Raw genomic sequence first — 26,894 nt, 5'->3', positions numbered from 1 at the left:
TCCCAATTTGTAAGGACGCAAAATGAACCAGGAAATCACCAATAACCCGTTCAACCCGCTGACGCCGCCGAAAGTCTTTGACGAGATCAAAGTCTCCTTGGCGTCGCCCGAGCGGATTCTGTCTTGGTCCTATGGCGAGATCAAGAAACCCGAAACCATCAACTACCGGACGTTCAAGCCTGAACGCGACGGTCTGTTCTGCGCGCGTATCTTTGGCCCGATCAAAGATTACGAATGTCTGTGCGGCAAATATAAGCGGATGAAGTATCGCGGCGTTGTCTGCGAGAAATGCGGCGTGGAAGTCACCCTGCAGAAAGTCCGCCGTGAGCGTATGGGCCACATCGAACTGGCCGCGCCCGTTGCGCACATCTGGTTCCTGAAATCGCTGCCGTCCCGCATCGGCCTGATGCTGGACATGACGCTGCGCGATCTGGAACGCGTTCTGTACTTTGAAAACTATGTCGTCATCGAGCCCGGCCTGACCGACCTGTCATACGGCCAGATGCTGACCGAAGAAGAGTACATGGATGCGCAGGATGCCTTTGGCATGGACGCGTTCACCGCCAATATCGGCGCTGAAGCCATCCGTGAGATGCTGGCCCAGATCGACCTGGAAGCCGAAGCCGAGCAGCTGCGTGCTGATCTGGCCGAGGCAACCGGTGAACTGAAGCCGAAGAAGATCATCAAGCGTCTGAAGGTTGTTGAATCCTTCCTCGAGTCGGGCAACCGGCCCGAGTGGATGGTGATGACCGTAATCCCGGTCATTCCGCCGGAACTGCGCCCGCTGGTTCCGCTGGATGGTGGCCGTTTCGCAACGTCGGATCTGAACGATCTGTATCGCCGCGTCATCAACCGGAACAACCGTCTGAAGCGTCTGATCGAGCTGCGCGCGCCTGACATCATCGTCCGCAACGAAAAGCGGATGCTGCAGGAATCCGTGGACGCTCTGTTCGACAACGGCCGTCGTGGCCGCGTGATCACCGGCGCCAACAAGCGCCCGCTGAAATCGCTGTCGGACATGCTGAAAGGGAAACAGGGCCGCTTCCGTCAGAACCTTTTGGGGAAACGCGTCGACTTCTCGGGCCGTTCGGTCATTGTGACCGGTCCGGAACTCAAGCTGCACCAGTGTGGTCTGCCCAAGAAGATGGCGCTGGAACTGTTTAAGCCGTTCATCTACTCGCGCCTTGAAGCCAAGGGTCTGTCTTCGACCGTGAAACAGGCGAAGAAACTGGTCGAAAAAGAACGTCCCGAAGTGTGGGATATCCTCGACGAGGTGATCCGCGAACACCCTGTCATGCTGAACCGTGCGCCGACGCTGCACCGTCTTGGCATTCAGGCGTTCGAACCGGTTCTGATCGAAGGTAAGGCCATCCAGTTGCACCCGCTGGTCTGTTCCGCCTTCAACGCTGACTTCGACGGTGACCAGATGGCCGTTCACGTCCCGCTGAGCCTTGAGGCCCAGTTGGAAGCGCGCGTTCTGATGATGTCGACAAACAACGTTCTGTCGCCTGCAAACGGCGCGCCGATCATCGTTCCGTCGCAGGATATGATCCTGGGTCTCTACTATGTGACCCTGGAACGCGAAGGCATGCCGGGCGAAGGTAAGGTGTTTGGTTCGATCGACGAAGTTCAGCACGCGCTGGATTCCGGCGAAGTGCACCTGCACACCAAGATCACCGCGCGGATTGCGCAGATCGACGAGGAAGGCAACGAGGTTCAGCAGCGGTTTGAAACCACGCCGGGCCGTCTGCGTCTGGGTGCGTTGCTGCCGATGAACAACAAAGCGCCGTTCGAACTGGTCAACCGTCTGCTGCGGAAGAAAGAAGTGCAGCAGGTCATCGACACCGTCTACCGTTACTGCGGTCAGAAAGAGTCGGTCATCTTCTGTGACCAGATCATGTCGATGGGCTTCAAAGAAGCGTTCAAGGCGGGCATCTCGTTCGGCAAGGACGATATGGTCATCCCGAACGACAAGTGGGGCATCGTTGACGAAACCCGCGGTCAGGTGAAGGACTTTGAACAGCAGTACATGGACGGCCTGATCACTCAGGGTGAAAAGTACAACAAAGTTGTCGATGCCTGGTCCAAGTGTAACGACCGCGTAACCGAGGCGATGATGAGCACGATCTCATCTTCGGAACGAGCAGAGGATGGGTCCGAGCAGGAGCCAAACTCTGTCTACATGATGGCCCACTCGGGCGCGCGTGGCTCGGTCACTCAGATGAAGCAGCTGGGCGGGATGCGCGGCCTGATGGCGAAGCCGAACGGCGACATCATCGAAACGCCGATCATCTCGAACTTCAAGGAAGGTCTGACCGTTCTTGAATACTTCAACTCGACCCACGGTGCCCGTAAGGGTCTGTCGGATACGGCTCTGAAGACGGCGAACTCGGGTTACCTGACCCGTCGTCTGGTCGACGTCGCGCAGGACTGCATCGTTCGTGAGATCGACTGCGGAACCGAGCGTGCGATCACTGCCGAGGCTGCGGTCAATGACGGTGAGGTTGTCGCCTCGCTGGCCGAACGTGTGCTGGGCCGTGTCTCGGCTGATGACGTTCTGCGTCCGGGTACGGAAGAGGTTCTGGTCGCTGCGGGTCAGCTGATCGACGAACGCATGGCCGACACCATTGACGAGGCCGGTGTTGCTTCGATGCGTATCCGTTCGCCTCTGACCTGTGAGTCCGAGGAAGGCGTATGTGCCACCTGCTACGGTCGTGACCTTGCACGTGGTACGCGGGTCAACACGGGTGAGGCTGTCGGCATCATCGCCGCCCAGTCCATCGGTGAACCTGGTACGCAGTTGACGATGCGGACCTTCCACATCGGCGGTGTTGCACAAGGTGGTCAGCAGTCGTTCCAAGAGGCCAGCCAGGACGGTGTGGTTTCGTTCGAGAACCCGCAGGTTCTGGCCAATTCCGCAGGCGAAATCCTGGTCATGGGCCGGAACATGAAGTTGGTGATCAAAGACGAACACGGCGAGGAACGTGCCAGCCACAAGCTGGGCTATGGCTCAAAGCTGTTCGTCAAGGACGGCGCCAAGGTGGCTCGTGGTGACAAGCTGTACGAGTGGGACCCCTACACTCTGCCGATCATCGCCGAAAAAGCCGGTACTGCGAAATACGTTGACCTTGTGTCGGGCATTGCTGTCCGCGATGAGACCGACGATGCAACCGGCATGACCCAGAAGATCGTGATCGACTGGCGCGCCGCGCCCAAAGGCAGCGACCTCAAGCCCGAGATCATTCTGGTTGGTGAAGATGGCGAGCCGGTCCGCAACGATGCGGGCAACCCGGTTCACTATCCGATGTCGGTGGATGCGATCCTGTCGATCGAAGACGGTGACAAAATCGAGGCTGGTGAAGTCGTTGCGCGTATCCCGCGTGAAGGCGCCAAGACCAAGGACATCACCGGTGGTCTGCCGCGTGTGGCCGAACTGTTCGAAGCCCGCCGTCCGAAAGATCATGCGATCATCGCAGAAGCCGATGGTTACGTGCGCTTTGGCCGTGACTACAAGAACAAGCGCCGCATCAGCATCGAACCGGCGGATGAGTCGATGGAAACGATCGAGTATATGGTGCCCAAGGGCAAGCACATCCCGGTCGCCGAAGGGGACTTCATCCAGAAGGGTGAATACCTGATGGACGGTAACCCGGCTCCGCATGACATCCTGTCCATCATGGGTGTCGAAGCGCTGGCGGATTACATGATCGACGAGGTGCAGGATGTTTATCGTCTGCAGGGCGTGAAGATCAACGACAAGCACATCGAGGTCATCGTGCGCCAGATGCTGCAGAAGTGGGAGATCCTAGATTCAGGCGACACCACCCTGCTGAAAGGCGAACATGTCGACAAGCAAGAGTTCGACGCGGCCAACGAGAAGACACTCTCGCGTGGTGGACGTCCGGCTCAGGGCGAACCGATCCTCTTGGGGATCACCAAAGCCTCGCTGCAGACACGTTCGTTCATCTCGGCGGCGTCTTTCCAGGAAACCACCCGCGTTCTGACCGAAGCTTCGGTTCAGGGTAAGAAAGACAAGCTGGTTGGTCTCAAAGAAAACGTCATCGTGGGTCGTCTGATCCCGGCCGGTACCGGTGGTGCCACGCAGGCCGTGCGTCAGGTTGCACAAGGCCGCGACAACGTCGTGATCGAAGCCCGCCGGGAAGAGGCCGAAGCCGCCGCTGCCCTGGCCGCGCCAACGATCAACGACGATATGGTCGGCGACGAGTTGGACGTTCTGGTGGAAACACCGGAAAGCCGCGAGTAAGCGCGCCAACATTTCAATGATCAGGCCCCGCGATTTCGCGGGGCCTTTTCTTTTGAGCCGCCATTCTGTTTAGTCAAAGATGGTGAGACAGAAAGCACTCCAATGCTGACGATTAAGGGTGACCTGATACGGCTGGCCCTGAAAGGTGAGTTTGATGTCATTGTTCACGGCTGCAATTGTTTGCACGCAATGGACGCGGGCATCGCCAAGGCGATTGCGGCGGAATTCCCCGATGCGCTGGTGGCGGATCAGCAGACTGAATATGGGGCCAGATCCAAGCTGGGCACTATCTCAACGGCTCCTGTCACACGCGGGTCGACCAGCTTTGTGATTGTCAACGCCTACACTCAATTCCAGTGGCAGGGGCGGGGACGCATGGCGGATTACGACGCCATCACGCGCTGTTTCGAAGAGATTGCCCGCCGCTTTCCGACCGCGCGGATCGGCTATCCCCTGATCGGTGCCGGCCTTGCTGGCGGAGACTGGACCGAGATCGCACCGCGAATTGACAAAGCGTTGAAGGGGCTGGATCACAGGTTGGTCGTTCTTCCGCGCGATTGACTTGTGGGTGTTGTGCGGCGCTTGGATGTCGGTTTTTGTGGACTGCGACGCGAGGGGGCTTATCTGGCCGCCGCGTGAACGCGCCGGACTTCATTCTGATCAATGGCGAACCGTGCGATGAACTCACCCTCTAGTTCTGGGGTCAGCGGCGCCAATTCAACCTTGTTGTTGCGAGCCAGCGGTGAGTCGTTGAATTGATTTAGCGTCCGAACCCACATCGGCGCGTCCGGGTAACTGATGACCGGCATGAAATTCCCGATCCGGTGATGGCCGAAATTCATGATCGTTGAATCGCACCCACCCCGGACATACATGCCGAAGCCCACCCCCAACAAAGGGCGAAATATCTGAGCCGCCTGAATGCCCCGGTCACTAAAGCGAGCCAGAAACCCGCTGTTGTAGTCAATGGCGACGTATTTGCTGTTTCGCATCAACCCTTCGCCGTCTTTAGTGGCAAGGCGCAGGCGTTCGATGAAATCGACCGATACGGCGTCATCATCATCGTGGCGAAATTGCAGGCAGGGCGCATCGGGGTCGATGCGTGCGGTATTCAGAACCTCTTTCATCACCCGGCGATGGCGCATCGGGCTGCGCGCGACGATCTTCACCTGTTTCATGCCTGCGGTCAGATCGTGCAACCGATCCAACGCGGGTTTGGGCAAACAGGTTCCGATAACGATCAGCAGCTCAAACTCTTCATCGGTCTGCTCTTTGAAACAGGGCAGGGTGGTGGTTTCGAACAGGCGGAACCGTTCTTCCAGCCGCGCGGGATCATACAGATAGCTGCGGCGTTCCTCGATCGTTTCATGTTCGATCTGAAAGCCGCCATGGGCCGGGTAGGAAAAGCGGCACAGGCCGATAACTTGCATGGTTCATCCGTGGTGTAGACTGTTGCCCAGACTATGCCCATGCGCCTTCGATCCCGCAACGGGTAGATGGTCTGGAAAATCCCGGTGCGGCCTGTTAATCCGTCGCGCACCAACCTGCCAATGGCGTAATCAGGAGCGCTGTTGACACTCGGGTCGACTCCCCCTATTACGCGCACATCTCGGTGCGGGGGCCGCCCCATAACCGATTCCAGTAATGAACTGGTCAAGGCCCGGACAATTTTGCCGTTCGCGCCCTCTGATAATAAACCGCGACGTTCACCTCGGAATGGGAACGTTCGCGGGTTTTGCGCTTGTGGACGCACAAGTGCAGCGAATTTAACCGCACGCGTCGCGCGTGCATGTCATGTGTGTTGCAAAACGGGGATATAACCGGAATGCCAACGATCCAACAGCTGATCCGCAAGCCGCGGCAGCCGAAAGTAAAACGCTCGAAGTCCATGCATCTGGAGCAGTGCCCGCAGAAGCGTGGCGTCTGTACCCGCGTGTATACGACTACACCGAAAAAGCCGAACTCGGCTATGCGTAAGGTTGCCAAAGTGCGCCTGACCAACGGGTTCGAGGTCATCTCGTACATCCCCGGTGAAAGCCACAACCTGCAGGAACACTCTGTTGTTCTGATCCGTGGCGGTCGTGTAAAAGACCTTCCCGGTGTCCGTTACCACATCCTGCGCGGTGTTCTGGATACCCAAGGCGTCAAGGACCGTAAACAACGTCGTTCGAAGTACGGCGCGAAGCGTCCCAAGTAAGAGACAATGCAGATGGCCCGCCTTTCGGTATTCGTTCTTGTTGCTTCGGTGTTGGTTGCACCCGTTCAGCTCCGCGCAGAATTTGCGGCACTGGCGTACAACCAAAATACGAACAATATGGGGTTTACTTGGGGGCGAGATACGCAGGAATACGCAAACCAAAGGGCGTTGGCGGCTTGCGAACGATATTCTCACAACGTTTCTGGTTGTGAAGTTGTTCTAGAGACCAAGCAATGCTTTGCCGTGTTCCGATACAAGGGCAAGGATCACTGGGCTGAAGGTGCTTCGCATTCAAAGGCCAAGAGAACCGCATCTGCTGAATGTAGAGAAAAATTCGGTGCAAAATGCTGGCGGGTGACCAGCAAATGCGCCGATCAATAGAAAGGGGAACAGACTATGTCCCGACGTCACGCGGCTGAAAAACGCGAAGTTCTGCCTGACGCCAAATTTGGCGACAAGGTCCTGACCAAATTCATGAACAACCTGATGATCGACGGTAAAAAGTCGGTTGCAGAGCGCATCGTCTATAACGCCTTTGACCGCGTTGAAGGCAAGATCAAGCGCGCACCTGTTGAAGTGTTCCACGAAGCGCTCGACAACATCAAACCGTCGGTCGAGGTTCGCTCGCGCCGGGTTGGTGGTGCAACCTATCAGGTTCCGGTCGAAGTGCGCCCCGAGCGCCGCGAAGCACTGGCCATCCGCTGGCTGATCACTGCTGCGCGTGGCCGTAACGAAAACACTATGGAAGAACGCCTCGCCGGTGAGCTGCTGGACGCTGTACAGTCCCGCGGAACCGCTGTGAAGAAGCGTGAAGACACCCACAAGATGGCGGAGGCAAACAAAGCCTTCAGCCACTACCGTTGGTAATTCCAGAGGCTTATCAAAATGGCACGCGAATATACACTCAATCACTACCGTAACTTCGGTATCATGGCGCACATCGATGCAGGTAAGACCACCTGCTCGGAGCGTATCCTGTACTACACCGGCAAATCCCACAACATCGGTGAGGTGCACGACGGTGCGGCCACCATGGACTGGATGGAGCAGGAGCAGGAACGCGGCATCACCATCACTTCGGCTGCGACCACCACGTTCTGGGAACGCACCGAAGACGGTGAAACTGCTGACTCGCCCAAGCACCGCCTGAACATCATCGACACCCCCGGCCACGTTGACTTCACCATCGAAGTTGAACGCTCGCTGGCGGTTCTCGACGGTGCCGTTTGCGTTCTGGACGCAAACGCCGGCGTTGAGCCCCAGACCGAAACCGTGTGGCGTCAGGCTGACCGCTATAAGGTTCCGCGTATGGTGTTCGTCAACAAGATGGACAAAATCGGCGCAGATTTCTTCAACTGCGTTGCAATGATCGAAGACCGCACCGGCGCACGTGCTGTTCCGGTTGGTATCCCGATCGGCGCAGAAACCGAGCTGGAAGGCCTGGTTGACCTGGTCACCATGGAAGAATGGCTGTGGCAGGGCGAAGATCTGGGCGCAAGCTGGATCAAAGCACCGATCCGCGACAGCTTGAAGGACATGGCTGACGAATGGCGCGGTAAGATGATCGAAGCGGCCGTCGAAATGGACGACGACGCGATGATGGAATACCTGGAAGGCAACGAACCCGATGTTCCGACCCTGCGCGCCCTGCTGCGCAAAGGTACTCTGGAAATCGCGTTTGTTCCGGTTCTGGGTGGTTCGGCGTTCAAGAACAAAGGCGTTCAGCCGCTGCTCAACGCTGTGATCGACTATCTGCCCAGCCCGCTGGACGTTGTTGATTACATGGGCTTCAAACCCGGTGACGAAGAAGAAACCCGTAACATCGCCCGCCGTGCGGATGATGACATGGCGTTCTCGGGGCTGGCGTTCAAAATCATGAACGACCCCTTTGTTGGCTCGCTGACTTTTACCCGCATCTACTCGGGCACTTTGGGCAAGGGCGACACGCTTCTGAACTCGACCAAGGGTAAGAAAGAGCGTATCGGCCGGATGATGATGATGCACTCGAATGACCGTGAGGAAATCACGGAAGCATTCGCGGGCGATATCATTGCGCTGGCAGGTCTGAAAGACACCACCACGGGCGACACCCTGTGTTCGACCGGTGATCCGGTGGTTCTGGAAACCATGACCTTCCCCGATCCGGTGATCGAGATCGCGGTTGAGCCGAAAACCAAGGCTGACCAGGAAAAGATGAGCCAGGGTCTGGGCCGTTTGGCCGCCGAAGACCCCTCCTTCCGTGTGGAAACTGACATCGAAAGCGGTCAGACCATCATGAAGGGCATGGGCGAACTTCACCTGGACATCCTGATTGACCGTCTCAAGCGTGAATTCAAGGTTGAAGCGAACATTGGTGCGCCGCAGGTGGCCTATCGTGAAACCATCGGTCACGAAGCCGAAATCGTCTACACCCACAAGAAACAGTCGGGTGGTTCGGGTCAGTTCGCCGAGGTGAAAATGATCATCTCGCCGACAGAGCCGGGCGAGGGTTATTCGTTCGAATCCCGCGTTGTTGGTGGTTCGGTGCCCAAGGAATACATCCCGGGCGTTGAAAAAGGCATCAACTCGGTTATGGACAGCGGCCCTCTGGCTGGCTTCCCCGTGATCGACTTCAAGGTTGCCCTGATCGAAGGTAAGTACCACGACGTGGACTCCTCGGTTCTGGCCTTTGAGATCGCGGCGCGTATGGGTATGCGTGAAGGCATGCGCAAGGCGGGTGCGAAACTGCTTGAGCCGATCATGAAGGTCGAAGTGATCACCCCGGAAGAATACACCGGCGGTATCATCGGCGACCTGACATCACGTCGTGGTCAGGTTTCCGGACAGGAAAACCGTGGCAACGCAATCGCGATCGACGCGTTTGTGCCGCTGGCCAACATGTTCGGTTACATCAACACCCTGCGTTCGATGTCGTCGGGCCGTGCCCAGTTTACCATGCAGTTCGACCACTACGATCCGGTTCCGCAGAACATCTCGGACGAGATTCAGGCGAAATACGCATAAGCGAAAATTTGAGGGAGCTCGATTAGCGGGCTCCCTTCATTACCGAAAAAGGAGCCTAACCATGGCAAAGGAAAAGTTTGAGCGTAACAAGCCGCACGTCAACATCGGCACGATTGGCCACGTTGACCACGGCAAGACCACGCTGACCGCAGCGATCACCAAGTATTTTGGTGACTTCAAAGCGTATGACCAGATTGACGGCGCGCCGGAAGAAAAAGCCCGCGGCATCACGATCTCGACCGCCCACGTGGAATACGAGACTGACAACCGCCACTATGCGCAYGTCGACTGCCCCGGCCACGCCGACTATGTCAAGAACATGATCACCGGTGCGGCGCAGATGGACGGCGCGATCCTGGTTGTGAACGCCGCTGACGGCCCGATGCCGCAGACCCGCGAGCACATCCTGCTGGGCCGCCAGGTTGGCATCCCGACCATGGTCGTGTTCATGAACAAAGTTGACCAGGTTGACGACGAAGAACTTCTGGAACTGGTGGAAATGGAAATCCGCGAGCTGCTGTCTTCGTATGACTACCCCGGCGACGACATTCCGATCATTGCCGGTTCGGCTCTGGCCGCGATGGAAGGCAACAACCCGGAGATTGGCGAAGAATCGATCCGCAAGCTGATGGCGGCCGTGGATGAGTACATCCCGACACCTGAGCGCGCTGTTGACCAGCCGTTCCTGATGCCGGTCGAAGACGTGTTCTCGATCTCGGGTCGTGGTACGGTTGTGACCGGTCGTGTCGAGCGTGGCGTGATCAACGTTGGCGACGAGATCGAAATCGTCGGCATCCGCGACACTCAGAAAACCACCTGTACCGGCGTTGAAATGTTCCGCAAGCTGCTGGACCGCGGCGAAGCGGGCGACAACATCGGCGCCCTGCTGCGCGGCATCGACCGTGAAGGCGTTGAGCGTGGTCAGGTTCTGTGTAAGCCGGGTTCGGTGACACCGCACACCAAGTTCGAAGCCGAAGCCTATATCCTGACCAAGGATGAAGGTGGCCGTCACACGCCGTTCTTCGCGAACTACCGCCCGCAGTTCTACTTCCGTACGACTGACGTGACCGGCACCGTGACCCTGGCCGAAGGCACCGAGATGGTCATGCCCGGCGACAACGTGTCGTTCGGCGTCGAGCTGATCGCGCCCATCGCGATGGAAAACGGCCTGCGCTTCGCCATCCGCGAAGGCGGCCGCACCGTCGGCGCCGGAGTTGTTTCCAAAATTGTAGAATAATTTTGGAAAGCGGTGGGCGGCAGTTGCTCTGAAAGAGCAATGAGAGCCCACTCGGTTGAACTAGAGAAGGCCGCTCCAAACCGGGGCGGCCTTCTTTGTTGAACTAGAGCTTCGAAACGATGCGCCTTATATGGTCTGTCGCAAGATCAATCTGCTCGCGATTAACTTGGACACGTTTCCCGAAGACGTCATAACGGCTAGCATTCATTTTCGAGAATGGTAATCCTCGCGCTGCTGCCACGACACCACATGTTTGAAAATCTCTAATTTCGCAAAAGGCATCGCTCTCGTTAGAGAACGAGAAGTGTTGTGGATTCGCCTTAGACAGGTCGGCTACATCTTCGTTGATAGACTTCAGCACCGCGGCATATCCAGATGCAGGTCCCATGTACTGAGTTAAGCGGTTTTTGATAACCAAATGAGTTTGAGGTGGCTTCCGGTTAGCACTTTCAAGCTGGCTCGAAAAAGCGTGTTGTGCGTAGATCGGAGAAGGAAGCCTAAGGCCATAAACAAGAGAAAATGCGTTCTGGATTGCCCTACGCGACGAGTCGTCCGCCATAACAGGTAAGAGCAGTCGGTCGCACGCAGCCAATGCAATTTGAGTGTATAGCGAGAAGCTGGGATTCAAGTCGAAGAAAACATAGTCGTAATCTGTTGACAAAGCGGACAAGAAGTCTTCGAGCCAAAGAATTACTGCCAGCCAGTTATTCGCAACTGGACTGCTTACGTTTGCCATCGTGTACATGGTGTTTGCTTGCAGTTCCAAAAGTGGATCACCTGCAAGTAAATCTACATTACTCGGCACATTTGCGTTGAAGCGGTGGGGATTACAAATGAAATCCTCGGGCGTAAATACAGGCGGGCTAAAAGGTGTAGGGAGGCGTAGTTCGAAATACCCGCCGATCGTTTTTCTGACCTGCCCACCCTGAAGGATCAGTAGATTTCGACCACCGTTGCCCTGCAAGCTACCAAGCAAAAGCTCCGAAAGGTTAGCCTGAGGGCAACAATCGATGACTAAGAATTTCTTAGTTGGATTTTGGCGCGCAAGCTCGCTAATGGTTTGAAAGGAAAGAGTTGTCTTGCCTGTTCCACCTTTGTTGTTCCAGAATGCGTACTTCATGGCTGCTCCGATTTTGGTTTCTTCATCCCCAATAAAGTACAAAAAGTACGGACACAAGTATTATGGGTACCAAAATAAGGAAAATGCGGCTGATTGCGGAAGCCTAACACTGTTGTAAGTCTAGAACTTCTCCCTTGCCAAACCCCACCAACCCCTGTAGATCGCGCGAGTTCTCTATAAGAACATCAAGGCGGGGTGATTCCCGCCTTTTGGGTTCGATGAGGGTTGGCGATGCGCGCTTGTCCTCCTCTCAACCTCAACGCCTGATAAAAGGCTGTTATTATGCAAAGCCAAAATATCCGTATTCGGCTCAAGGCATTTGACTATCGCGTTCTGGATGCCAGCACGCAAGAGATCGTCAACACTGCCAAGCGGACCGGCGCGAACGTGCGTGGCCCGATCCCGCTGCCGAACAAGATCGAGAAGTTCACGGTTCTCCGTGGTCCTCACGTTGACAAGAAATCCCGCGACCAGTTCGAGATCCGTACGCACAAGCGTATGCTCGACATCGTTGATCCGACCCCCCAGACCGTTGACGCGCTGATGAAGCTCGACCTCGCCGCTGGTGTGGACGTCGAGATCAAGTTGCAGTCGTAAGATCGGAGGGTATTGATTATGCGCTCTGGTATTATCGCAAAAAAAGTCGGCATGACCCGCCTGTTCATGGAAGACGGCAAGCAGATTCCTGTGACCGTTCTTCACCTGGACAACCTGCAGGTTGTTGCACAGCGCACTGACGAGCAGGACGGCTATACCGCTGTTCAGCTGGGTGCCGGTGCTGCCAAGGCAAAACGCACCTCGAAAGCCATGCGCGGCCACTATGCCGCTGCCAAGGTCGAGCCCAAGCGTAAGCTGGCCGAGTTCCGCGTCTCTGCTGATGGCCTGATCGAAGTGGGCGCCGAAATTTCGGCAGAACACTTCCTGGAAGGTCAGAAGGTTGACGTTTCGGGCACCTCGATCGGTAAAGGCTTTGCCGGTGCAATGAAGCGCCATAACTTCGGTGGTCTTCGCGCCTCGCACGGTGTTTCGATCAGCCACCGTTCGCACGGTTCAACTGGCCAGTGTCAGGACCCGGGCAAGGTGTTCAAGGGCAAGAAGATGGCCGGTCACATGGGTGCAGCCCGTGTTACCACCCAGAACCTGGAAGTCGTCAAAACCGACGCCGACCGGAACCTGGTATTCATCAAAGGCGCCGTTCCCGGACCGAAATCGGGCTGGGTCACTGTCAAGGACGCCGTCAAGAAGAAAGCACCCGAAGGTCTGCCGTTCCCGGCAGCCGTGAAAGGTGCCGCAACCGAAGCTCCGGCGGAAGAAGCGCCTGCGGAAGGTGGTGAAGCATGAAACTTGATGTAATCAAACTGGACGGCGGCAAAGCCGGCAACATCGAGCTGGATGCAGACCTGTTCGGCCTTGAGCCGCGCGCGGACATCCTGCACCGTGTGGTTCGTTGGCAGCGCAACAATGCGCAGGCTGGCACCCACAAGGTCAAGACCCGCTCGGAAACCAGCTACTCGACCAAGAAGATCTATCGCCAGAAGGGCACCGGTGGCGCACGCCATGGTGACCGTAACGCGCCGATCTTCCGGGGTGGTGGTATCTATAAAGGTCCGGTCGTGCGTTCGCATGGTCATGACCTGCCGAAGAAGTTCCGCAAGCTTGGCCTGCGCCACGCTCTGTCGGCAAAAGCCAAGGCAGGTGAACTGGTCGTGATCGAAGACGCCGCATCCGAGGGCAAGACTGCCGCTCTGGCCAAACAGGTTGCAAACCTGGGCTGGAAACGCGCTCTGGTTATCGACGGCGCTACCGTGAACGAAGGTTTCGCCCGTGCAGCCGCAAACATCGAAGGTCTGGATATCCTGCCGACGATGGGCGCAAACGTCTATGACATCCTCAAGCGTGACACTCTGGTGATCACCAAAGCGGGTGTCGAAGCACTGGAGGCTCGACTGAAATGAGCGCGAAGGCAGAACACTATGACGTGATCCGCAAGCCGATCATTACTGAAAAGTCGACCATGGCGTCTGAAAATGGCGCGGTTGTCTTTGAAGTGGCGATCGACAGCAACAAGCCGCAGATCAAAGAAGCGGTTGAATCGCTGTTTGGTGTCAAGGTGAAGGCGGTTAACACCACCATCACCAAAGGCAAGGTCAAGCGGTTCCGCGGCCAGTTGGGCAAGCGGAAAGACGTCAAAAAAGCATATGTGACCCTGGAAGAGGGTAACACCATCGACGTGTCCACCGGTCTCTGATCGAACCCGTCTTTGGAAGAAAACAAAGGCCCCTGCGATTGCGGGGGCCTTTGGCATTGGGGGGCGGTCTGCGCCTGACCTAAGCAGCAGGGCGCAGCCCTGGTAAGCCGCTTACCCTTCCGGTGTGTACCAGATGGGTGAGGAATAGGCGCGTTCCTGATGCGTCAGCTGTGCCTCTTCGGGCAGATCGGTGCCGTATCGCACCTTGTCGTACAGAACCCAGCGCGGCGTGGGGATTTCGAGAACTCGCGCGTAATAGAATGCCCGTTGCGCGGGGTCGAAATCGGGGTCGGTCCAGACTGTCAGTAATTCCGATGCGCCGATGTTGTTCATCCAGCTTGCCGTGTCCAGATCGACGGTGTTTCCGACGGCAGGCAGCTTGCCGTCGTCGCCCGGCACCCTGTCATCCGACCACGCGACATCATAGACTTTTTCATGAAGCGCGCCATCGGCATCCATCCAACCTTTGATGACCTGAACGCGGTCAAGGTTTGCGCCGATCGGATCACGTAAAGCGGCGATCAGGAAGTTGGGCGCGCCATCGCCTTCGCGCTTGCGCAGGTCGCCACCCATCGGAACGCCTTTGGTATAACCGACATCAGCCAGCCAGCGGGTTCGGAGGTCTTCGTCCGAGAAATCCCAGCCGCCAAAAAACCTGAGACCAATCCGCGGCCCCGTAGAGGCATAGGTCTCGCGCCGCTTGAATGCGTCGAAAATGGCCGCACGCGTGTTTTCTGTAGCCCAGACTGCCGTATAGCCCGAGGCGACAAGAGTGTGGCCCTCGAACGAGCCCAGATCGCTTTCGACAAAGGGGTGCAATACCCGCGTAGGAGAGGGCTCTACGCTGACGCTTTTGCCAAAGTAGTTGTCCTCTTCGGCGGTGGCCAGTGACGTGTGGCTGTCGGTCGCGCCGCCCATCCCGAACTTGTAGGGATTGACGCCAAACTTGGCCTCTAGCGACAGCCCAAGCTTCAGGGCCTCGCGGGCGTATTCACCGGCCAGCATGTCCTCGGTTTTCAGTTCGGTAATATCAAGGTTGCCGACGTCCCAGTTTTCGTAATCGGCGAATTCGTCATCGGGGCTGAGAAAGGGATGCGCCTCACCATCGCCCTTGATCTGCGTGACTTCGTAATGCGGTTCCCATTTGGCGCGGTTTTGGACGTATGCCTCATCGACCTTGCCACCGTGATAGGTGTCTTTGGTCGGAAACATCCAGCCGTTCGACAGGTTCCCGTTGTGCGCAAACGCTATGGCGCGGCCACCGGTTTCCCCCTGATATTGTTCCAACCATTCGTAAAGGATCTTGGGGTCGGTATCCCCCATGGGGGGCTGGGTCACGGGTGGTACGAATTTCAAGGCGCGGATCGGGCCATCCCGCAGCATGACATTGCGATGCAGGTTGAACCCCTTGGGAACCGACGTCCATTCAAAGCCGATGAAGGCGGTGAAGTTTCCGGGGTCATTGTGACGTTCGGCCGCCATGACGATGTGTTCCCAGGTAAACGAAAACGCATCGGCCCCCGGGCTGTAGGATTCCAGCAGAACCTCGGGCAGGGTGCCCTGTGAAAAGTTGCCGATGATGTCGAATGCGGCCTTGCCGGCGGCCTCTCCACCGGCCTTGTACCCCTCGTACCATTCCAGCCCTTTGGGGTCAGACAGAACCCCGGGCTTACCGGCCTGCAAATCCGGGGCAAAGCCCATCAGGTCCGTATGGTCCGTCAGCACCATCCAGTCCAACGGGCGCGCCAACCGCACCGGTTGACCGGAGGACGAGATGACCTGTTCACCCTTGGCAAAGCGCCAGGCCTCATCCGGTAGCAACGTATTTCCAAAGGCCCCTGCATCCAATGAAAGGGCGGTGTGCAGATGCGTGTCGCCCCAAAGCGGCCGTTCGGGAAAGCTTCGGTCGGCATAGGGTGAAAACGGGGGATCGGCGAATGTGCCCTCGGCGGCTGCCGCGCTTGGGGCGCCGTCCGCGAATGAGATTGCGGGGGTAAATGCGACCAGAGTGGTCGATAATAGAAGTCTTAGCATTCGAAACTCCTGGTTTGAACGGGCTTCTGTGCCGAACTTAAGTCGGCATGTTTCAAAGGTATTGCTGCAGATGGGGGTGATTATGCAGAGATGGCGCGAAAAAGCAAAACATTCGAATATGAATGATTAAAAGGCTGCGCAGGCCTTAATTCACAACTGCGTGCCTTGCCCTTATTTTATTGTGGTTTGGAGGGCCGCCCCTAAGATGAAAATCCATCTAATAACGTATCTGGGATCAGAAAAGGCCTGTATAATGAACTGCAAATCTATTGTCGCGGCCCTTGCTTTGGCCATTGCTGCCACGTCTGCTCAGGCGCAGGTTTACAAAACCGATCAGGGACATACCGAGGTACGTTTCGGTTGGAGCCATGCGGGCGTTTCAAATCAGAACGGCGAATTCACTACCGCCGAGGGCACGTTGGATCTGAATGCTGAGAACGTCGAAGCATCGACGCTGAGCGTGACTATTGATGCCAGCAGTGTCACCTCGGGTTTTGGCCCGCTGGATGATCACCTGAAATCCGCCGATTTCCTTGAGGTGGAAACCTATCCCGAGATCACTTTTGTCAGCACCGAAATTGAACGCACGGGTGACACTACGGCGAATGTGACCGGGGATCTGACGATCCACGGAGTTACCAAACCCGTCGTTCTTGAGACGACGATGACCCTTCAGGGGCCGCACCCGCTGGGCGATGCAATCGAATATTATAAGGGCGATTGGGTGGCTTTTTCGGCAACGGCCGAGATTGACCATATGGAATTCGGTGTGGGGCCATTCTCGACCGGGCCGATCACCATCTCCATCGTAACCGAGATGAAAGCGGACGGGTAAACCAACGCTCGTTCGATCGCTGCAAAGACGTTTAGAACCACATGTGCCCCTGAAACAGGGTAACTCCGTCGACGTGTCCTCCGATCTCTGATCGGAACTGTCTTGAGAGAGAAATGAAGACCCCCGCAATAGCGGGGGCTTTTCGTTTTGGCGAACCTGGGCTTTGCGCTCAAACCGGGCGCGTATAATTTTGCAAAACCCTCTTTGTGTTCCTTGGAAAGCAGCCGTTGCTCTGGACGCGTGATGCGGATAGCGTCACACCCATGAAACATGTTCCCAAAGAAACGACAGATGATGCCCTTATTCAGGAGTTCCTGGATAAAGGAGGCAAAGTCAGCGTCGGTGTTTGACGTCAGCACCTGTGGGACAGATTTGAGGATTTGAACAACGGAGGATTTCTGGTTCATCGTAACCGTCAAGGAGTGAAGATGAACAAGAAATCCGGAACCAGCAAAGCTTCGGCTACCAAGTTGGTCAAAACCATCCGCCGCAAGACGCGGCAAACCTATTCGGCGGAGGAGAAGATCCGCATTGTTTTGGCGGGTCTTCGTGGTGAGGAAAGCATCTCGGCACTGTGTCGGCGCGAGGGCATTTCTGAGAGCCTGTATTACAGCTGGTCAAAGGAGTTCCTCGAAGCCGGGAAACGCCGTCTGTCTGGCGATACAGCCCGGCAAGCGACGTCGCCTGAAGTGAAGGAGCTTCGATCCGAGGCGACGGCACTGAAGGAATGCGTCGCCGATCTGACCCTTGAAAACCGCCTGCTCAAAAAAAGCATGACAGGGGCTGGGGAGTTCGAGGAATGAGATACCCTGCCTCTGAGAAACTGGAGATCATCCGCACCGTTGAGGGGTCCCATCTGCCCACCAAGCAGACCCTGGACATGCTGGGCATCCCCCGCACGACATTTTATCGTTGGTATGATCGCTATGTCGAAGGCGGCTTTGATGCCCTGGCGGATCGCTCACCTTGCCCAAAGTCTGTCTGGAACCGCATTCCACAAGCTAGGCGGGATGATCTGATCGAGTTTGCGTTGGAACATGAGGTGTTAACGACACGGGAGCTGGCGGTCAAATACACCGACGAAAAGCGGTATTTTATTTCTGAATCATCTGCTTATCGATTTTTGAAGGAAGCTGATCTGATTACCGCACCAGACTACGTCGTGATCAAAGCAGCCGACGAGTTCACGGATAAAACCACCGCCATCAACGAGATGTGGCAGACCGACTTCACTTACTTCAAGATCATCGGCTGGGGCTGGTTTTATCTCAGCACGATCCTGGACGATTTCAGCCGCTATATCGTTGCCTGGAAGCTCTGCACAAACATGCGGGCCGAAGACGTGACTGACACAATCGAACTGGCTCTGGCGGCATCTGGATGCGACCAGGCCATCGTTCGGCACAAGCCACGCCTGCTGAGTGACAATGGGTCCTGTTACATCTCCGGCGATTTGGCCGAATGGCTGGAAGACCAAAAGATGGGCCATGTTCGCGGCGCTCCGTTCCACCCGCAAACCCAGGGCAAGATCGAGCGTTGGCATCAAACCATGAAGAACCGGGTTCTGCTGGAAAACTACTACCTGCCCGGCGATCTGGAACGTCAGATCGAGGCTTTCGTCGATTACTACAATAACGAGCGATACCACGAGAGCCTGAACAACGTCACACCGGCAGACGTCTACTTCGGGCGTGACAAAGCCATCATCAGAGAAAGGGCAAAGATCAAGAAGCTGACAATCCAACAACGCCGCTTGCAACATCAAAAACAAGCCGCATAATCAATCACGTTAACGAACCAGAGCCTCCAATAATCAAGCCGCTCTGATGTCCCATTTTATATGACGACGGACACTCGATAAAGCCCCCGCGTTCCTGGTGTCCAAAATCGAGAACCAGAATGTCGTCTAGTTTTACATCAGACTACTTCGTGCAATGCCTCGCGAACTCCACGGCTTCTTCGAGCGTTTCTTCATCATGCCATGAAGTCATAACGAACTTTTCTTCGGGGTATGCTCGCGAACAAAGCCGAGCAAGAGCCCGGGACCGCTTCGGGCTCGCTGCCGACATTCCCTGCGACGTGCTGGAGCTGGCACGTTGAGCCCAAAGTTGCCGTTGACGGCCAGGCACACCCTCGCATGTGCAGCGTGCCGCAAAGGCGCATGAGCGGACATAGGGAGATTACCAGTTTTAAGTGGTTTCCCATGAATCAAAGACATCTGTCGACCAAGGCATCGAAACGAGGCGTTTGAAACAGGTTGAATTTCAGCATCATAGCAGGACAATCTGAGGTTGCTCATTTTTTGCTAAGAGGTTTGACATGTGCGATTCGGAGTTGAATGGGTTAGAGATGATTTCCGAGGCCGCAACTGGCTTGCCTGCCCCAATTAAGAAGGACTTTCTGAAGGCAATGATGGGCATGCTTGGCGGGCTTTCGAATATTCCAGCGGCTTGGGTAAGAAGGTCGACCCAAGGAATAGATGATACAACGAAGGGGCGATCTTTAGTCGCCAGTGAATTGGCAAAAGCGGTGGCAAAAGAGGCGACGCTGGACCCGGAGATTCTGCAAGCGGCCGCTGAGGTTTATTTGCCGGACAAAGTGCGCAAGACAAAGAATAGGATACATGTCGCTCAAAGAGCTGCTGACTATGTCTCAGGGATGACTGAAGATGGAGCCAACGCTTCCGCACCTGACGAAGACTGGATGAACCTTTTTTCACGGTTCGCAGAAGACGCGACTTCAGAGCGACTTCAAGATATGTTCGGACGTGTTCTTGCAGGTGAAGTAGTACACCCAGGGTCCTTCAACCTGAGAACTTTGCGCGCAATCTCCGAGATGGATCAATAAACAGCCCAAGATTTTAACCAGATGTGGGCGAGAAGTGTTGGTAAGGCTGTCAATTTCAATCGCGACTTCCAATTAGGCGATTGGTACTCAAGGTGGCAGAGACTGACAGAAGTAGGACTGATGGCACCATCGCAAAGCTACCAGTATTTGCCACAGCAACCCCTCGTTCAAGATGGGTTTGGCTTATGGTCTCCAATCAGCGCCGCTGGAATAACGTTATCAGTCAAGTACCCATTCAATAGTCAAGCCAAGTGGGCCTACATAGCATTTACTCGCGTCGGCACCCAGATTGGTAGCATCCTTGCTCCACCTGACTACACGGTGAATATACGAGAAGTAGGTCTAAGTTTGGCAAACCAAGGCGTAGCGCGCATTGAATTGCACACGCCAGGCGCTCAGGTGGAAGTCCTTTTCCCCGAACCAACCGGCTGACTTGGCGCATTAGTGAGCCCTTAACAGACCTTCATCGGTGGCCTGAGTTTCGCTCGTGCAGCAAGTCGCGAACTGCGGAAACCAGACTTTGCCTGCAGAGTGTACAGATAGCGGCGAAGTGAGAAGAACCTCACTTTCGCATGTCTAGAAAAAAATGAGCTTCGCCAACACCTAACTGTTACTCACCAGCAAGCATTGCAAATTCGGGGATACGGGACTTTCCCGCCGTTCATCTTAGGGAAATTTTTTACCGCTAAGAACGGTACTTGACGTATTCACGTGAAATAATTAATTAACGTAAAACACCGCATGACGTGAAGGTATATAGATATGGAATTTCGTGCAAACCAAGCCGCCGTCCGTTTGAACAGCCAGGTGGCGAGCTACTTCACCAGTAACCTCTCTGACTCGGCAGCAGGTTTAGAACTGTTTAATGAGGTGCAAGACCGGCTAGGCAATGCCGTCGATTGCTTGCCTGATTGGCATCCAATCTTGACTGCACCGCCTGAGCGCCCCCAACACCACTGGCACGCTCCCAGCTATTCAGAACTGCCAATCTATGCCCCATGCGATCACACGCAGGAGTTTGTGCGAGGGATGCTCACGTGCCCATACAGTGAAGCAGATGCAGACCAACTCGTCGAAACGGTGAACCAAGTGAAAGGGTTGAATGCTGAACGTCTTAGTGGACCTCTCTACATGGACAACGCGTTCCCGGTACTGATTGAGGCTTGGGAGGTAGAACTAGAAGCTGACGGAACAATTCGGAGCCGTGATGCATTGGCTTGGTTCGTTCAGGCAACCGTTGAACACGCTCGGGAAGCTAAGGTTGCGGAAACGTGGTGGAACATTCGGTATCTGACACTTGGTAAGCCACACGGAGCCCGATCATCATTACTGGTGAACGACTATACCGGGCGACATATGCGAAAAATTCTCGAAACCCTGAATGACAGCGGGATGTTCGGCCCGATTAAGGAAATGTCGCTAGACATGCTTTCAGAGCGAAAACGCAGCGCAATCGCTCGGACGCTGATACGGGCGGCTCTGGACGCCGCAGCACCGCTTGACAGCGTAACCGATGAATCTCGTGAATTTGTTTTCGAGTTGCGCGGGGAAACCTGCAACGTTCGCATCCGGGATACTTGGGGCGATGGTATGGAATACTCGGTGCGGGTCAGTATTGGCGAATTTGATTTGAGTGTGTCCGGGTTTTACTATCCCAAGGACGACAAATTGCAACAAACAGACCCAACGGGAAAGCAGAAACTGGCGGAGAAATTCATCTGATTGCGAGTTTTGTGCGTTGTCAGATGATCCATTCCTCCTTTGCTTAGAGTCAGCTCAGTAGAGCTGACTTTCGAGCAAGTGCATCCAAAGTCGGCTTGCTGCCGCTCTTTGTGCTCTCTGCACTACACGTAGCGAACCGCACTAACCACACATTCTGCCTTAGCGGTTTGGCTGCTTGATGTGAGCAATATGCTATCGCCAATCCACATTCAGTTCATCGTCATAATCGAATGGCATTAGCATCATAGCTTCGTGAGCTGCAAAGAGACGCCCAGGTCTTTTTCGGCTGACATCGAAACCAAATTCCCCGCCGTCCATGATCATCTCAAGCTCAGCGCGGTGCGATTTCTCGATCAGACTCAGCACATACTGGAGGAACGAATGCACGTCGTGGTAACGGCTTAGGACGCCCGGAACATCAAAGACGGCTTCTTTCTTTCTGAATAGTTCGAGAATTGGATCAGCGCCTCGCTCATAGAGCGGAGTGAACTTGTCGAAATAGACCGTCTCAATGGTATCCTTCGCTGGGTCGATGTTGCCATGCAGGTTATAGTTCCGCCGGTCCATTACGCGTTTAAACGCCTTAAAGTCCTCGCTATTGGGATCTACGCCACCAGTGAAGCAATTGCACTTTAGGTGTAAGTCAAAAACCCGAGTGTCAATCGGTTGCCGTATGTAGTGGTCGTACTGGCGGGAATTGCGTTTTAACTCGTCTTTCCGTGTTAGAAAGATAATCAAGTTGATGAAAGACTCTGCGAGGATTGGGGTAATAAGATCAAGAGCGAGTGACGCGCTAAACACGCGTGTCGCCCTTTCACCAATCTTCTTGACCTGACGTTGATACCGCTTAATCCCGGCTTTTGTATTGCGTTTGTGAGGTGCAAAGTCAGGTTCTTCAACTTCGTCTATCAGCACGTTGTGGAATCCGGCGCAAGCATCTGCGATCATGGCGAACCTATTCGACACGATACTCCATTTTTCCAGCGTAGAGCCGATTTTGGCCATCTCTGAACCGCATCGTGCGAAGTCTTTTTTTAGCGTTTGCGCAAGCTGTACCCAATCTTTGGATTTCATAGTTCTGCCCGAAACGAAAACGTGTACATCTCGGTTACCACCTTGGATCCAAAGCATGTCGGACCCGGCTTTGATCAGGTAATCCCAATGGATCAGGTTGTCGCTATCGTTCGGACTCTTAGTCAAAGTCTGGATACCATAGGGTGGCCCAAATCGAGCGAAGAGATATTTATAAACAGTTAGAGGTGAAAGGTGCTTTCGGAAGACTAGGCAGCTCTCCCTGAGCTTGCCTTTCTTTGCTTTCTTCCGGTGGACAAAGGATTTCATCTCATCGGGGGTAGGCTTTTCCCACCTTTCAATCTCATAGATCAATGTATTCTGCCTTGAGTAATAAAATATGGAGCAAGCATGCTGCTCACAGCATAAATGGCAGCTTTTGGGGCAAGGTAAAAGCTCCGAAAAGCTTGCCTTTTTACGCAAAGCTGTCCTTGGTGTCGATGAGAACTGCGCTCGCAGCGAAGGTCCGCTTGGTGGCCCTCTATGTCGAAGATCTCTTGTTTGAGCGCTTGGTCGATTGTTGTTTCCCTTCTCATTTTGCACATGGGATAGCCGTTTTCGGGGAGGGGGAAAGAAAGTCGACAGCAGCCAGACAAATGCCTGAGTGCAAGCAACCGCAGCCGGGGAAATTACGCATTTATCGTTCCCGTGCCACGTCAGTTGGCGGTGTTTTCGGAAGTCCCGGTCAAGCGTTAGAATTCGGTAATAGATATCAAAGCAAATCGTCTTCCCAATTCATCAATGATGAAGATTGGTTGATACTCGGCGATCCTAAGAAAAGCGCTCAGGTTGTCTTGTAGCTGCGCCGCCGAGATATCTTGGCCCTTCGCCAGGATAGCACGCGCAGCGGCATCACAGACAAGCTGCCTAGCGTAGTCTTCGACTGACAGATTGCTCTCCGCAGCACCGGATAGAAGCGTCCCCATGACGGATTCAGGAATGTTGGTGATGACCATATCTGACAAGATGTAACTCCTTCGTTGATACTAACCGTCAGACAGCGATCGGACGCCGTGTGCCTCGCGCTATCACACGCTTCCAGTCGAGCCCTTCGAAAAGGGCTTCAAACTGCGATTTGGTCATCGTCATCACCCCGTCACTGACGCGGGGCCATTCAAAGCCTTTACCCTCGATCCGCTTGTAGACCAGCACAAGACCCGTCCCATCCCAGACTATGAGTTTCAGCCGGTCAGCGCGTTTTGAACGGAAGATGAAGATAGCACCACTAAATGGATCGAGATCGAATTCATTCAGAACGATCGCTGCCAAACCATCCATGCCTTTACGAAAATCAACCGGCTTGGTGGCGACGTAGAATTTGAAATTACCGGCTGGGGCAATCATGATTGTTTATCCATCGCGAGCGCGATTTTGACCAGATCGTTCACCGGATAATTGGCGGGAAAAGACAAGGTGCTTTCCCGGTGCGTCAGAAGAATGCGATTGTCAGTTTCCAGATCGCGGTTTGGCTGTGTCTCTTCGTTAATCAGAACTTCCGAAAAAATCCGTTCTTCGTTCCGCGCGACGCTTCTTACCCGTGAAGATTTCACGTCTGACCTCCATTTATAGACGAGGGATTGCGAAACGTTGCAATCCTTCATGATGTCACCGACGGTCAGTTCACCAAGATCAAGTTTGGTTTTGACAAACCGCTTGAAACTGGGCGGCCAGACACGGCGTCCGCCCGCATGCACTTCGATGGTGTAGCCGTAGACTTCGAATGACTGTGGGAATTGCCCCATGGCTGCCGCCTCTCTTTCTTGGCAGTATGCCATGGAAGAAAATGGCTGATCAGGGGTGATTTAGGGGGTCAGATGCAACGCTTACGGGCTACATGCAACGCTTACCTTACATTCGTCCCGCTTGCTTCCACAGTGCTTCCACGCGCTGTCGTGCAAATAGAAACGCCGCCCGAAGGCGATGCGTAAGTATCTGTTATTGTTCGTTAAGTTTGGTTGCGGGAGTAGGATTTGAACCTACGACCTTCAGGTTATGAGCCTGACGAGCTACCGGGCTGCTCCATCCCGCGACACTTTTGAGACCTATCGCTTGCGCTACTTGAGGTCTTTGGTTGGTCTACCGCCTATTCGGCTATTTGAGACCGTTTGCTGGCCTATTGCTTACGCGACTTGAGGCCATGTTGGCCTGATGCATATTTGCTTGAGGCCGGGTCGTTTATTTGATCGTCATGAGAGAGGGGGATTTTTCTAGGTTTGGCGGTGACCTACTCTCCCGGGGCTTAAGCCCAAGTACCATTGGCGCGGCAGCACTTAACTTCCGGGTTCGGGATGGGACCGGGTGTTTTGCTTGCGCTATGACCACCAAACCGAGGAAAATCCCCACGTCGCGACTTGCGTAGCAAGCGCGACGGGCAGGAGGCAGCGTATTCGCGAAGCGGATGCGCGTTCCTGCACGGTTGTGCATCAATCAACACCGTCGCTGTTTGCGTAGCAAAAGCGACGAAGTTATCCATGTTTAATGAAGTGTATGCTTTTGATTTGTCTTTCCATTACTGGATCAAATCAAGCCTATCGGGCGATTAGTACCGGTCAACTGAACGCATTACTGCGCTTACATCTCCGGCCTATTGACGTGGTGGTCTTCCACGGCCCTCAGGGAGACCTTGTTTTGAGGGGGGCTTCCCGCTTAGATGCCTTCAGCGGTTATCCTGTCCGATCATAGCTACCCTGCACTGCTGCTGGCGCAACAACAGGTCCACCAGTGGATCGTTCACCCCGGTCCTCTCGTACTAGGGGCAACTCCTCTCAAGTCTCCTACACCCACGGCAGATAGGGACCGAACTGTCTCACGACGTTCTAAACCCAGCTCACGTACCTCTTTAAACGGCGAACAGCCGTACCCTTGGGACCTGCTCCAGCCCCAGGATGAGATGAGCCGACATCGAGGTGCCAAACACTGCCGTCGATATGGACTCTTGGGCAGTATCAGCCTGTTATCCCCGGCGTACCTTTTATCCGTTGAGCGATGGCCCTTCCACTCGGGACCACCGGATCACTATGGCCGTCTTTCGACTCTGCTCGACTTGTCAGTCTCGCAGTCAGGCTGGCTTCTGCCATTGCACTCAACGAGCGATTTCCGACCGCTCTGAGCCAACCTTCGCGCGCCTCCGTTACGCTTTAGGAGGCGACCGCCCCAGTCAAACTACCCGCCACGCAGGGTCCCGGATCCGGATAACGGACCGCGGTTAGACATCAAGAGTGCGAAGGGTGGTATCTCAAGGGAGGCTCCACAAAGACTTGCGTCTCTGCTTCAAAGCCCACCACCTATCCTGCACATCACAATCCTGATGCCAGTGCGAAGCTGTAGTAAAGGTGCACGGGGTCTTTCCGTCTAACCGCGGGAAGCCTGCATCTTGACAGGCAATTCAATTTCGCTGAGTCGATGTTGGAGACAGCGGGGAAGTCGTTACGCCATTCGTGCAGGTCGGAACTTACCCGACAAGGAATTTCGCTACCTTAGGACCGTTATAGTTACGGCCGCCGTTTACCTGGGCTTCAATTCAAGGCTCTCACCTCTCCTTTTAACCTTCAGGCACCGGGCAGGCGTCAGACCCTATACGTCGTCTTGCGACTTCGCAGAGCCCTGTGTTTTTAATAAACAGTCGCCACCCCCTGGTTTGTGCCCCCAGCCCCTAGTTGCCTAGGAACCGGGCCTCCTTCTCGCGAACTTACGGAGGTATTTTGCCGAGTTCCTTCAACATCGTTCTCTCAAGCGCCTTGGTATTCTCTACCAGTCCACCTGTGTCGGTTTAGGGTACGGTCTTATAGGAGGGCTATTTCCAGGAACCTCTCAGCAGCCCATTCAATCCAATAAGGATGAACTACCTCTGAGATCCGTCACCACTCCACGGCCTAGGAATATTAACCTAGTTCCCATCGCCTACGCCTTTCGGCCTCGGCTTAGGGGCCGGCTTACCCTGCTCAGATTAGCTTTAAGCAGGAACCCTTGGACTTTCGGCGAGAGTGTCTCTCACACTCTTTGTCGCTACTCATGTCATCATTCTCACTAGTGATCTCTCCACCGGATCGCTCACGCGCCAGCTTCATCGAAAAGACTCGATCCTCCAAGGTGCCCCGAAAGACACTAAAGAGGATAAGTCTTATGTCACACTACGCTCTGCTACCATGCCTTACGGCATCCTAGACTTCGGCTCATGGCTTGAGCCCCGTTACATCTTCGCCGCAGGACAACTTATTTAGACCAGTGAGCTGTTACGCTATCTTTAAAGGATGGCTGCTTCTAAGCCAACCTCCTGGTTGTTTTGGTCGTCCCACCTGCTTTCCCACTTAGCCATG

23 protein-coding genes, 1 tRNA gene and 2 rRNA genes (1 of these 26 running past the window's edge) are annotated in these 26,894 nt (G+C 55.1%); 15 read left to right on the top strand and 11 right to left on the bottom strand.

Annotation, left to right across the window (positions count from 1 at the left end):
* Positions 1-22 precede the first annotated feature (22 nt).
* Together rpoC and JT51_RS16015 are read left to right on the top strand one after the other, a co-directional pair.
* Complete coding sequence (gene rpoC / locus JT51_RS16020; protein WP_037314957.1) at positions 23-4,264, top strand: DNA-directed RNA polymerase subunit beta'; 4,242 nt, start codon at positions 23-25, stop codon at positions 4,262-4,264.
* A 102-nt stretch (positions 4,265-4,366) separates the two neighbouring features.
* A complete protein-coding gene (locus JT51_RS16015) occupies positions 4,367-4,825 on the top strand; it encodes a macro domain-containing protein (protein WP_037314952.1) in 459 nt (152 codons plus the stop codon).
* A 59-nt stretch (positions 4,826-4,884) separates the two neighbouring features.
* On the opposite strand, the gene JT51_RS16010 is transcribed toward JT51_RS16015, so the two are convergent.
* Entirely contained in the window at positions 4,885-5,694 is an 810-nt protein-coding gene (locus tag JT51_RS16010) for a putative rhamnosyl transferase (RefSeq protein WP_037314949.1), read from the bottom strand.
* 395 nt (positions 5,695-6,089) lie between these two features.
* Here JT51_RS16010 and rpsL point away from each other — a divergent pair, with 395 nt between their 5' ends.
* From rpsL to tuf, 5 genes are all read left to right on the top strand, one after another.
* Positions 6,090-6,461, top strand: coding sequence for a 30S ribosomal protein S12 (gene rpsL, locus JT51_RS16005; protein WP_005621086.1), 372 nt, complete (start codon positions 6,090-6,092; stop codon positions 6,459-6,461).
* 12 nt (positions 6,462-6,473) lie between these two features.
* The gene (locus JT51_RS21570; RefSeq protein WP_160175197.1) at positions 6,474-6,842 is read left to right on the top strand and encodes a DUF4189 domain-containing protein; all 369 of its coding nucleotides are present in this window, start codon (positions 6,474-6,476) and stop codon (positions 6,840-6,842) included.
* A gap of 15 nt (positions 6,843-6,857) precedes the next feature.
* Positions 6,858-7,328 carry a 30S ribosomal protein S7 gene (gene rpsG, locus JT51_RS16000; RefSeq protein WP_008756926.1) on the top strand — a complete coding sequence of 157 codons (471 nt, stop codon included), beginning with the start codon at positions 6,858-6,860 and terminating at the stop codon, positions 7,326-7,328.
* Between the two features lie 18 nt (positions 7,329-7,346).
* Entirely contained in the window at positions 7,347-9,464 is a 2,118-nt protein-coding gene (gene fusA / locus JT51_RS15995; RefSeq protein WP_037314944.1) for an elongation factor G, read from the top strand.
* A 61-nt stretch (positions 9,465-9,525) separates the two neighbouring features.
* Positions 9,526-10,701, top strand: a complete 1,176-nt coding sequence (gene tuf / locus JT51_RS15990; RefSeq protein WP_037311032.1) for an elongation factor Tu — start codon at positions 9,526-9,528, stop codon at positions 10,699-10,701.
* A gap of 103 nt (positions 10,702-10,804) precedes the next feature.
* Here the strand turns inward: tuf and JT51_RS15985 are convergent, their stop codons facing one another.
* A complete protein-coding gene (locus tag JT51_RS15985) occupies positions 10,805-11,821 on the bottom strand; it encodes a ParA family protein (RefSeq protein WP_037315430.1) in 1,017 nt (338 codons plus the stop codon).
* 282 nt (positions 11,822-12,103) lie between these two features.
* Between JT51_RS15985 and rpsJ the strand changes: the two genes are divergently transcribed.
* Genes rpsJ through JT51_RS15965 form a run of 4 tightly spaced genes read left to right on the top strand, consistent with a single transcriptional unit; the run spans position 12,104 to position 14,069 of the window.
* Positions 12,104-12,418, top strand: coding sequence for a 30S ribosomal protein S10 (gene rpsJ, locus JT51_RS15980; RefSeq protein ID WP_037314942.1), 315 nt, complete (start codon positions 12,104-12,106; stop codon positions 12,416-12,418).
* Positions 12,419-12,436: 18 nt separating this feature from the next.
* Positions 12,437-13,162 carry a 50S ribosomal protein L3 gene (gene rplC / locus JT51_RS15975; RefSeq protein WP_037314939.1) on the top strand — a complete coding sequence of 242 codons (726 nt, stop codon included), beginning with the start codon at positions 12,437-12,439 and terminating at the stop codon, positions 13,160-13,162.
* Positions 13,159-13,776, top strand: coding sequence for a 50S ribosomal protein L4 (rplD, locus tag JT51_RS15970; protein ID WP_037314936.1), 618 nt, complete (start codon positions 13,159-13,161; stop codon positions 13,774-13,776). Before rplC ends, rplD begins: the two co-directional genes overlap by 4 nt.
* The gene (locus JT51_RS15965) at positions 13,773-14,069 is read left to right on the top strand and encodes a 50S ribosomal protein L23 (RefSeq protein ID WP_037314932.1); all 297 of its coding nucleotides are present in this window, start codon (positions 13,773-13,775) and stop codon (positions 14,067-14,069) included. The genes rplD and JT51_RS15965 overlap by 4 nt, the downstream gene beginning before the upstream one ends.
* Before the next feature lie 111 nt (positions 14,070-14,180).
* Here the strand turns inward: JT51_RS15965 and JT51_RS15960 are convergent, their stop codons facing one another.
* The gene (locus tag JT51_RS15960; RefSeq protein ID WP_037314928.1) at positions 14,181-16,103 is read right to left on the bottom strand and encodes a DUF3604 domain-containing protein; all 1,923 of its coding nucleotides are present in this window, start codon (positions 16,101-16,103) and stop codon (positions 14,181-14,183) included.
* A gap of 253 nt (positions 16,104-16,356) precedes the next feature.
* Here JT51_RS15960 and JT51_RS15955 point away from each other — a divergent pair, with 253 nt between their 5' ends.
* Both JT51_RS15955 and JT51_RS15945 read left to right on the top strand, forming a co-directional pair.
* Positions 16,357-16,938, top strand: a complete 582-nt coding sequence (locus tag JT51_RS15955; protein ID WP_037314925.1) for a YceI family protein — start codon at positions 16,357-16,359, stop codon at positions 16,936-16,938.
* Between the two features lie 428 nt (positions 16,939-17,366).
* Positions 17,367-18,718, top strand: a protein-coding gene (locus JT51_RS15945) for an IS3 family transposase (RefSeq protein WP_419177295.1) whose coding sequence is annotated in 2 segments (ribosomal slippage) — positions 17,367-17,702 and positions 17,705-18,718 — 1,350 coding nt in all. Because the reading frame shifts where the segments join, the coding sequence is not laid out codon by codon here.
* A 142-nt stretch (positions 18,719-18,860) separates the two neighbouring features.
* Here JT51_RS15945 and JT51_RS22445 read toward each other — a convergent pair.
* A complete protein-coding gene (locus tag JT51_RS22445) occupies positions 18,861-19,007 on the bottom strand; it encodes a DUF7684 family protein (protein ID WP_419177312.1) in 147 nt (48 codons plus the stop codon).
* Between the two features lie 250 nt (positions 19,008-19,257).
* On the opposite strand from JT51_RS22445, the gene JT51_RS15940 reads away from it, so the two are divergent.
* A complete protein-coding gene (locus JT51_RS15940; RefSeq protein ID WP_037314922.1) occupies positions 19,258-19,785 on the top strand; it encodes a DUF2806 domain-containing protein in 528 nt (175 codons plus the stop codon).
* A gap of 762 nt (positions 19,786-20,547) precedes the next feature.
* Positions 20,548-21,507, top strand: a complete 960-nt coding sequence (locus tag JT51_RS15930) for a hypothetical protein (protein ID WP_037314916.1) — start codon at positions 20,548-20,550, stop codon at positions 21,505-21,507.
* A gap of 192 nt (positions 21,508-21,699) precedes the next feature.
* Here the strand turns inward: JT51_RS15930 and JT51_RS15925 are convergent, their stop codons facing one another.
* From JT51_RS15925 to JT51_RS15890, 7 genes are all read right to left on the bottom strand, one after another.
* Positions 21,700-22,893, bottom strand: a complete 1,194-nt coding sequence (locus tag JT51_RS15925) for a hypothetical protein (protein ID WP_037314913.1) — start codon at positions 22,891-22,893, stop codon at positions 21,700-21,702.
* A 377-nt stretch (positions 22,894-23,270) separates the two neighbouring features.
* On the bottom strand, positions 23,271-23,543 hold the full coding sequence (locus JT51_RS15915) for a hypothetical protein (RefSeq protein WP_152563376.1): 273 nt from the start codon (positions 23,541-23,543) through the stop codon (positions 23,271-23,273).
* A 28-nt stretch (positions 23,544-23,571) separates the two neighbouring features.
* Entirely contained in the window at positions 23,572-23,922 is a 351-nt protein-coding gene (tnpB, locus tag JT51_RS15910) for an IS66 family insertion sequence element accessory protein TnpB (protein ID WP_037314905.1), read from the bottom strand.
* Positions 23,919-24,320, bottom strand: a complete 402-nt coding sequence (locus JT51_RS15905; protein WP_152563375.1) for a hypothetical protein — start codon at positions 24,318-24,320, stop codon at positions 23,919-23,921. The genes tnpB and JT51_RS15905 overlap by 4 nt, the downstream gene beginning before the upstream one ends.
* Positions 24,321-24,530: 210 nt before the next feature.
* Positions 24,531-24,607 (bottom strand) — tRNA-Met (locus tag JT51_RS15900).
* A gap of 182 nt (positions 24,608-24,789) precedes the next feature.
* A 5S ribosomal RNA gene (rrf, locus tag JT51_RS15895) occupies positions 24,790-24,904 on the bottom strand.
* Positions 24,905-25,096: 192 nt separating this feature from the next.
* Positions 25,097-26,894: ribosomal RNA gene (locus tag JT51_RS15890) — 23S ribosomal RNA — on the bottom strand; it runs 1,035 nt beyond the window's last position.

Origin of the sequence: Ruegeria halocynthiae, assembly GCF_000743705.1 — a bacterium.
In the GTDB taxonomy this organism is placed as follows: Bacteria; Pseudomonadota; Alphaproteobacteria; order Rhodobacterales; family Rhodobacteraceae; genus Ruegeria; species Ruegeria halocynthiae_B.
This window is presented reverse-complemented; position numbering and strand designations above follow the sequence as displayed.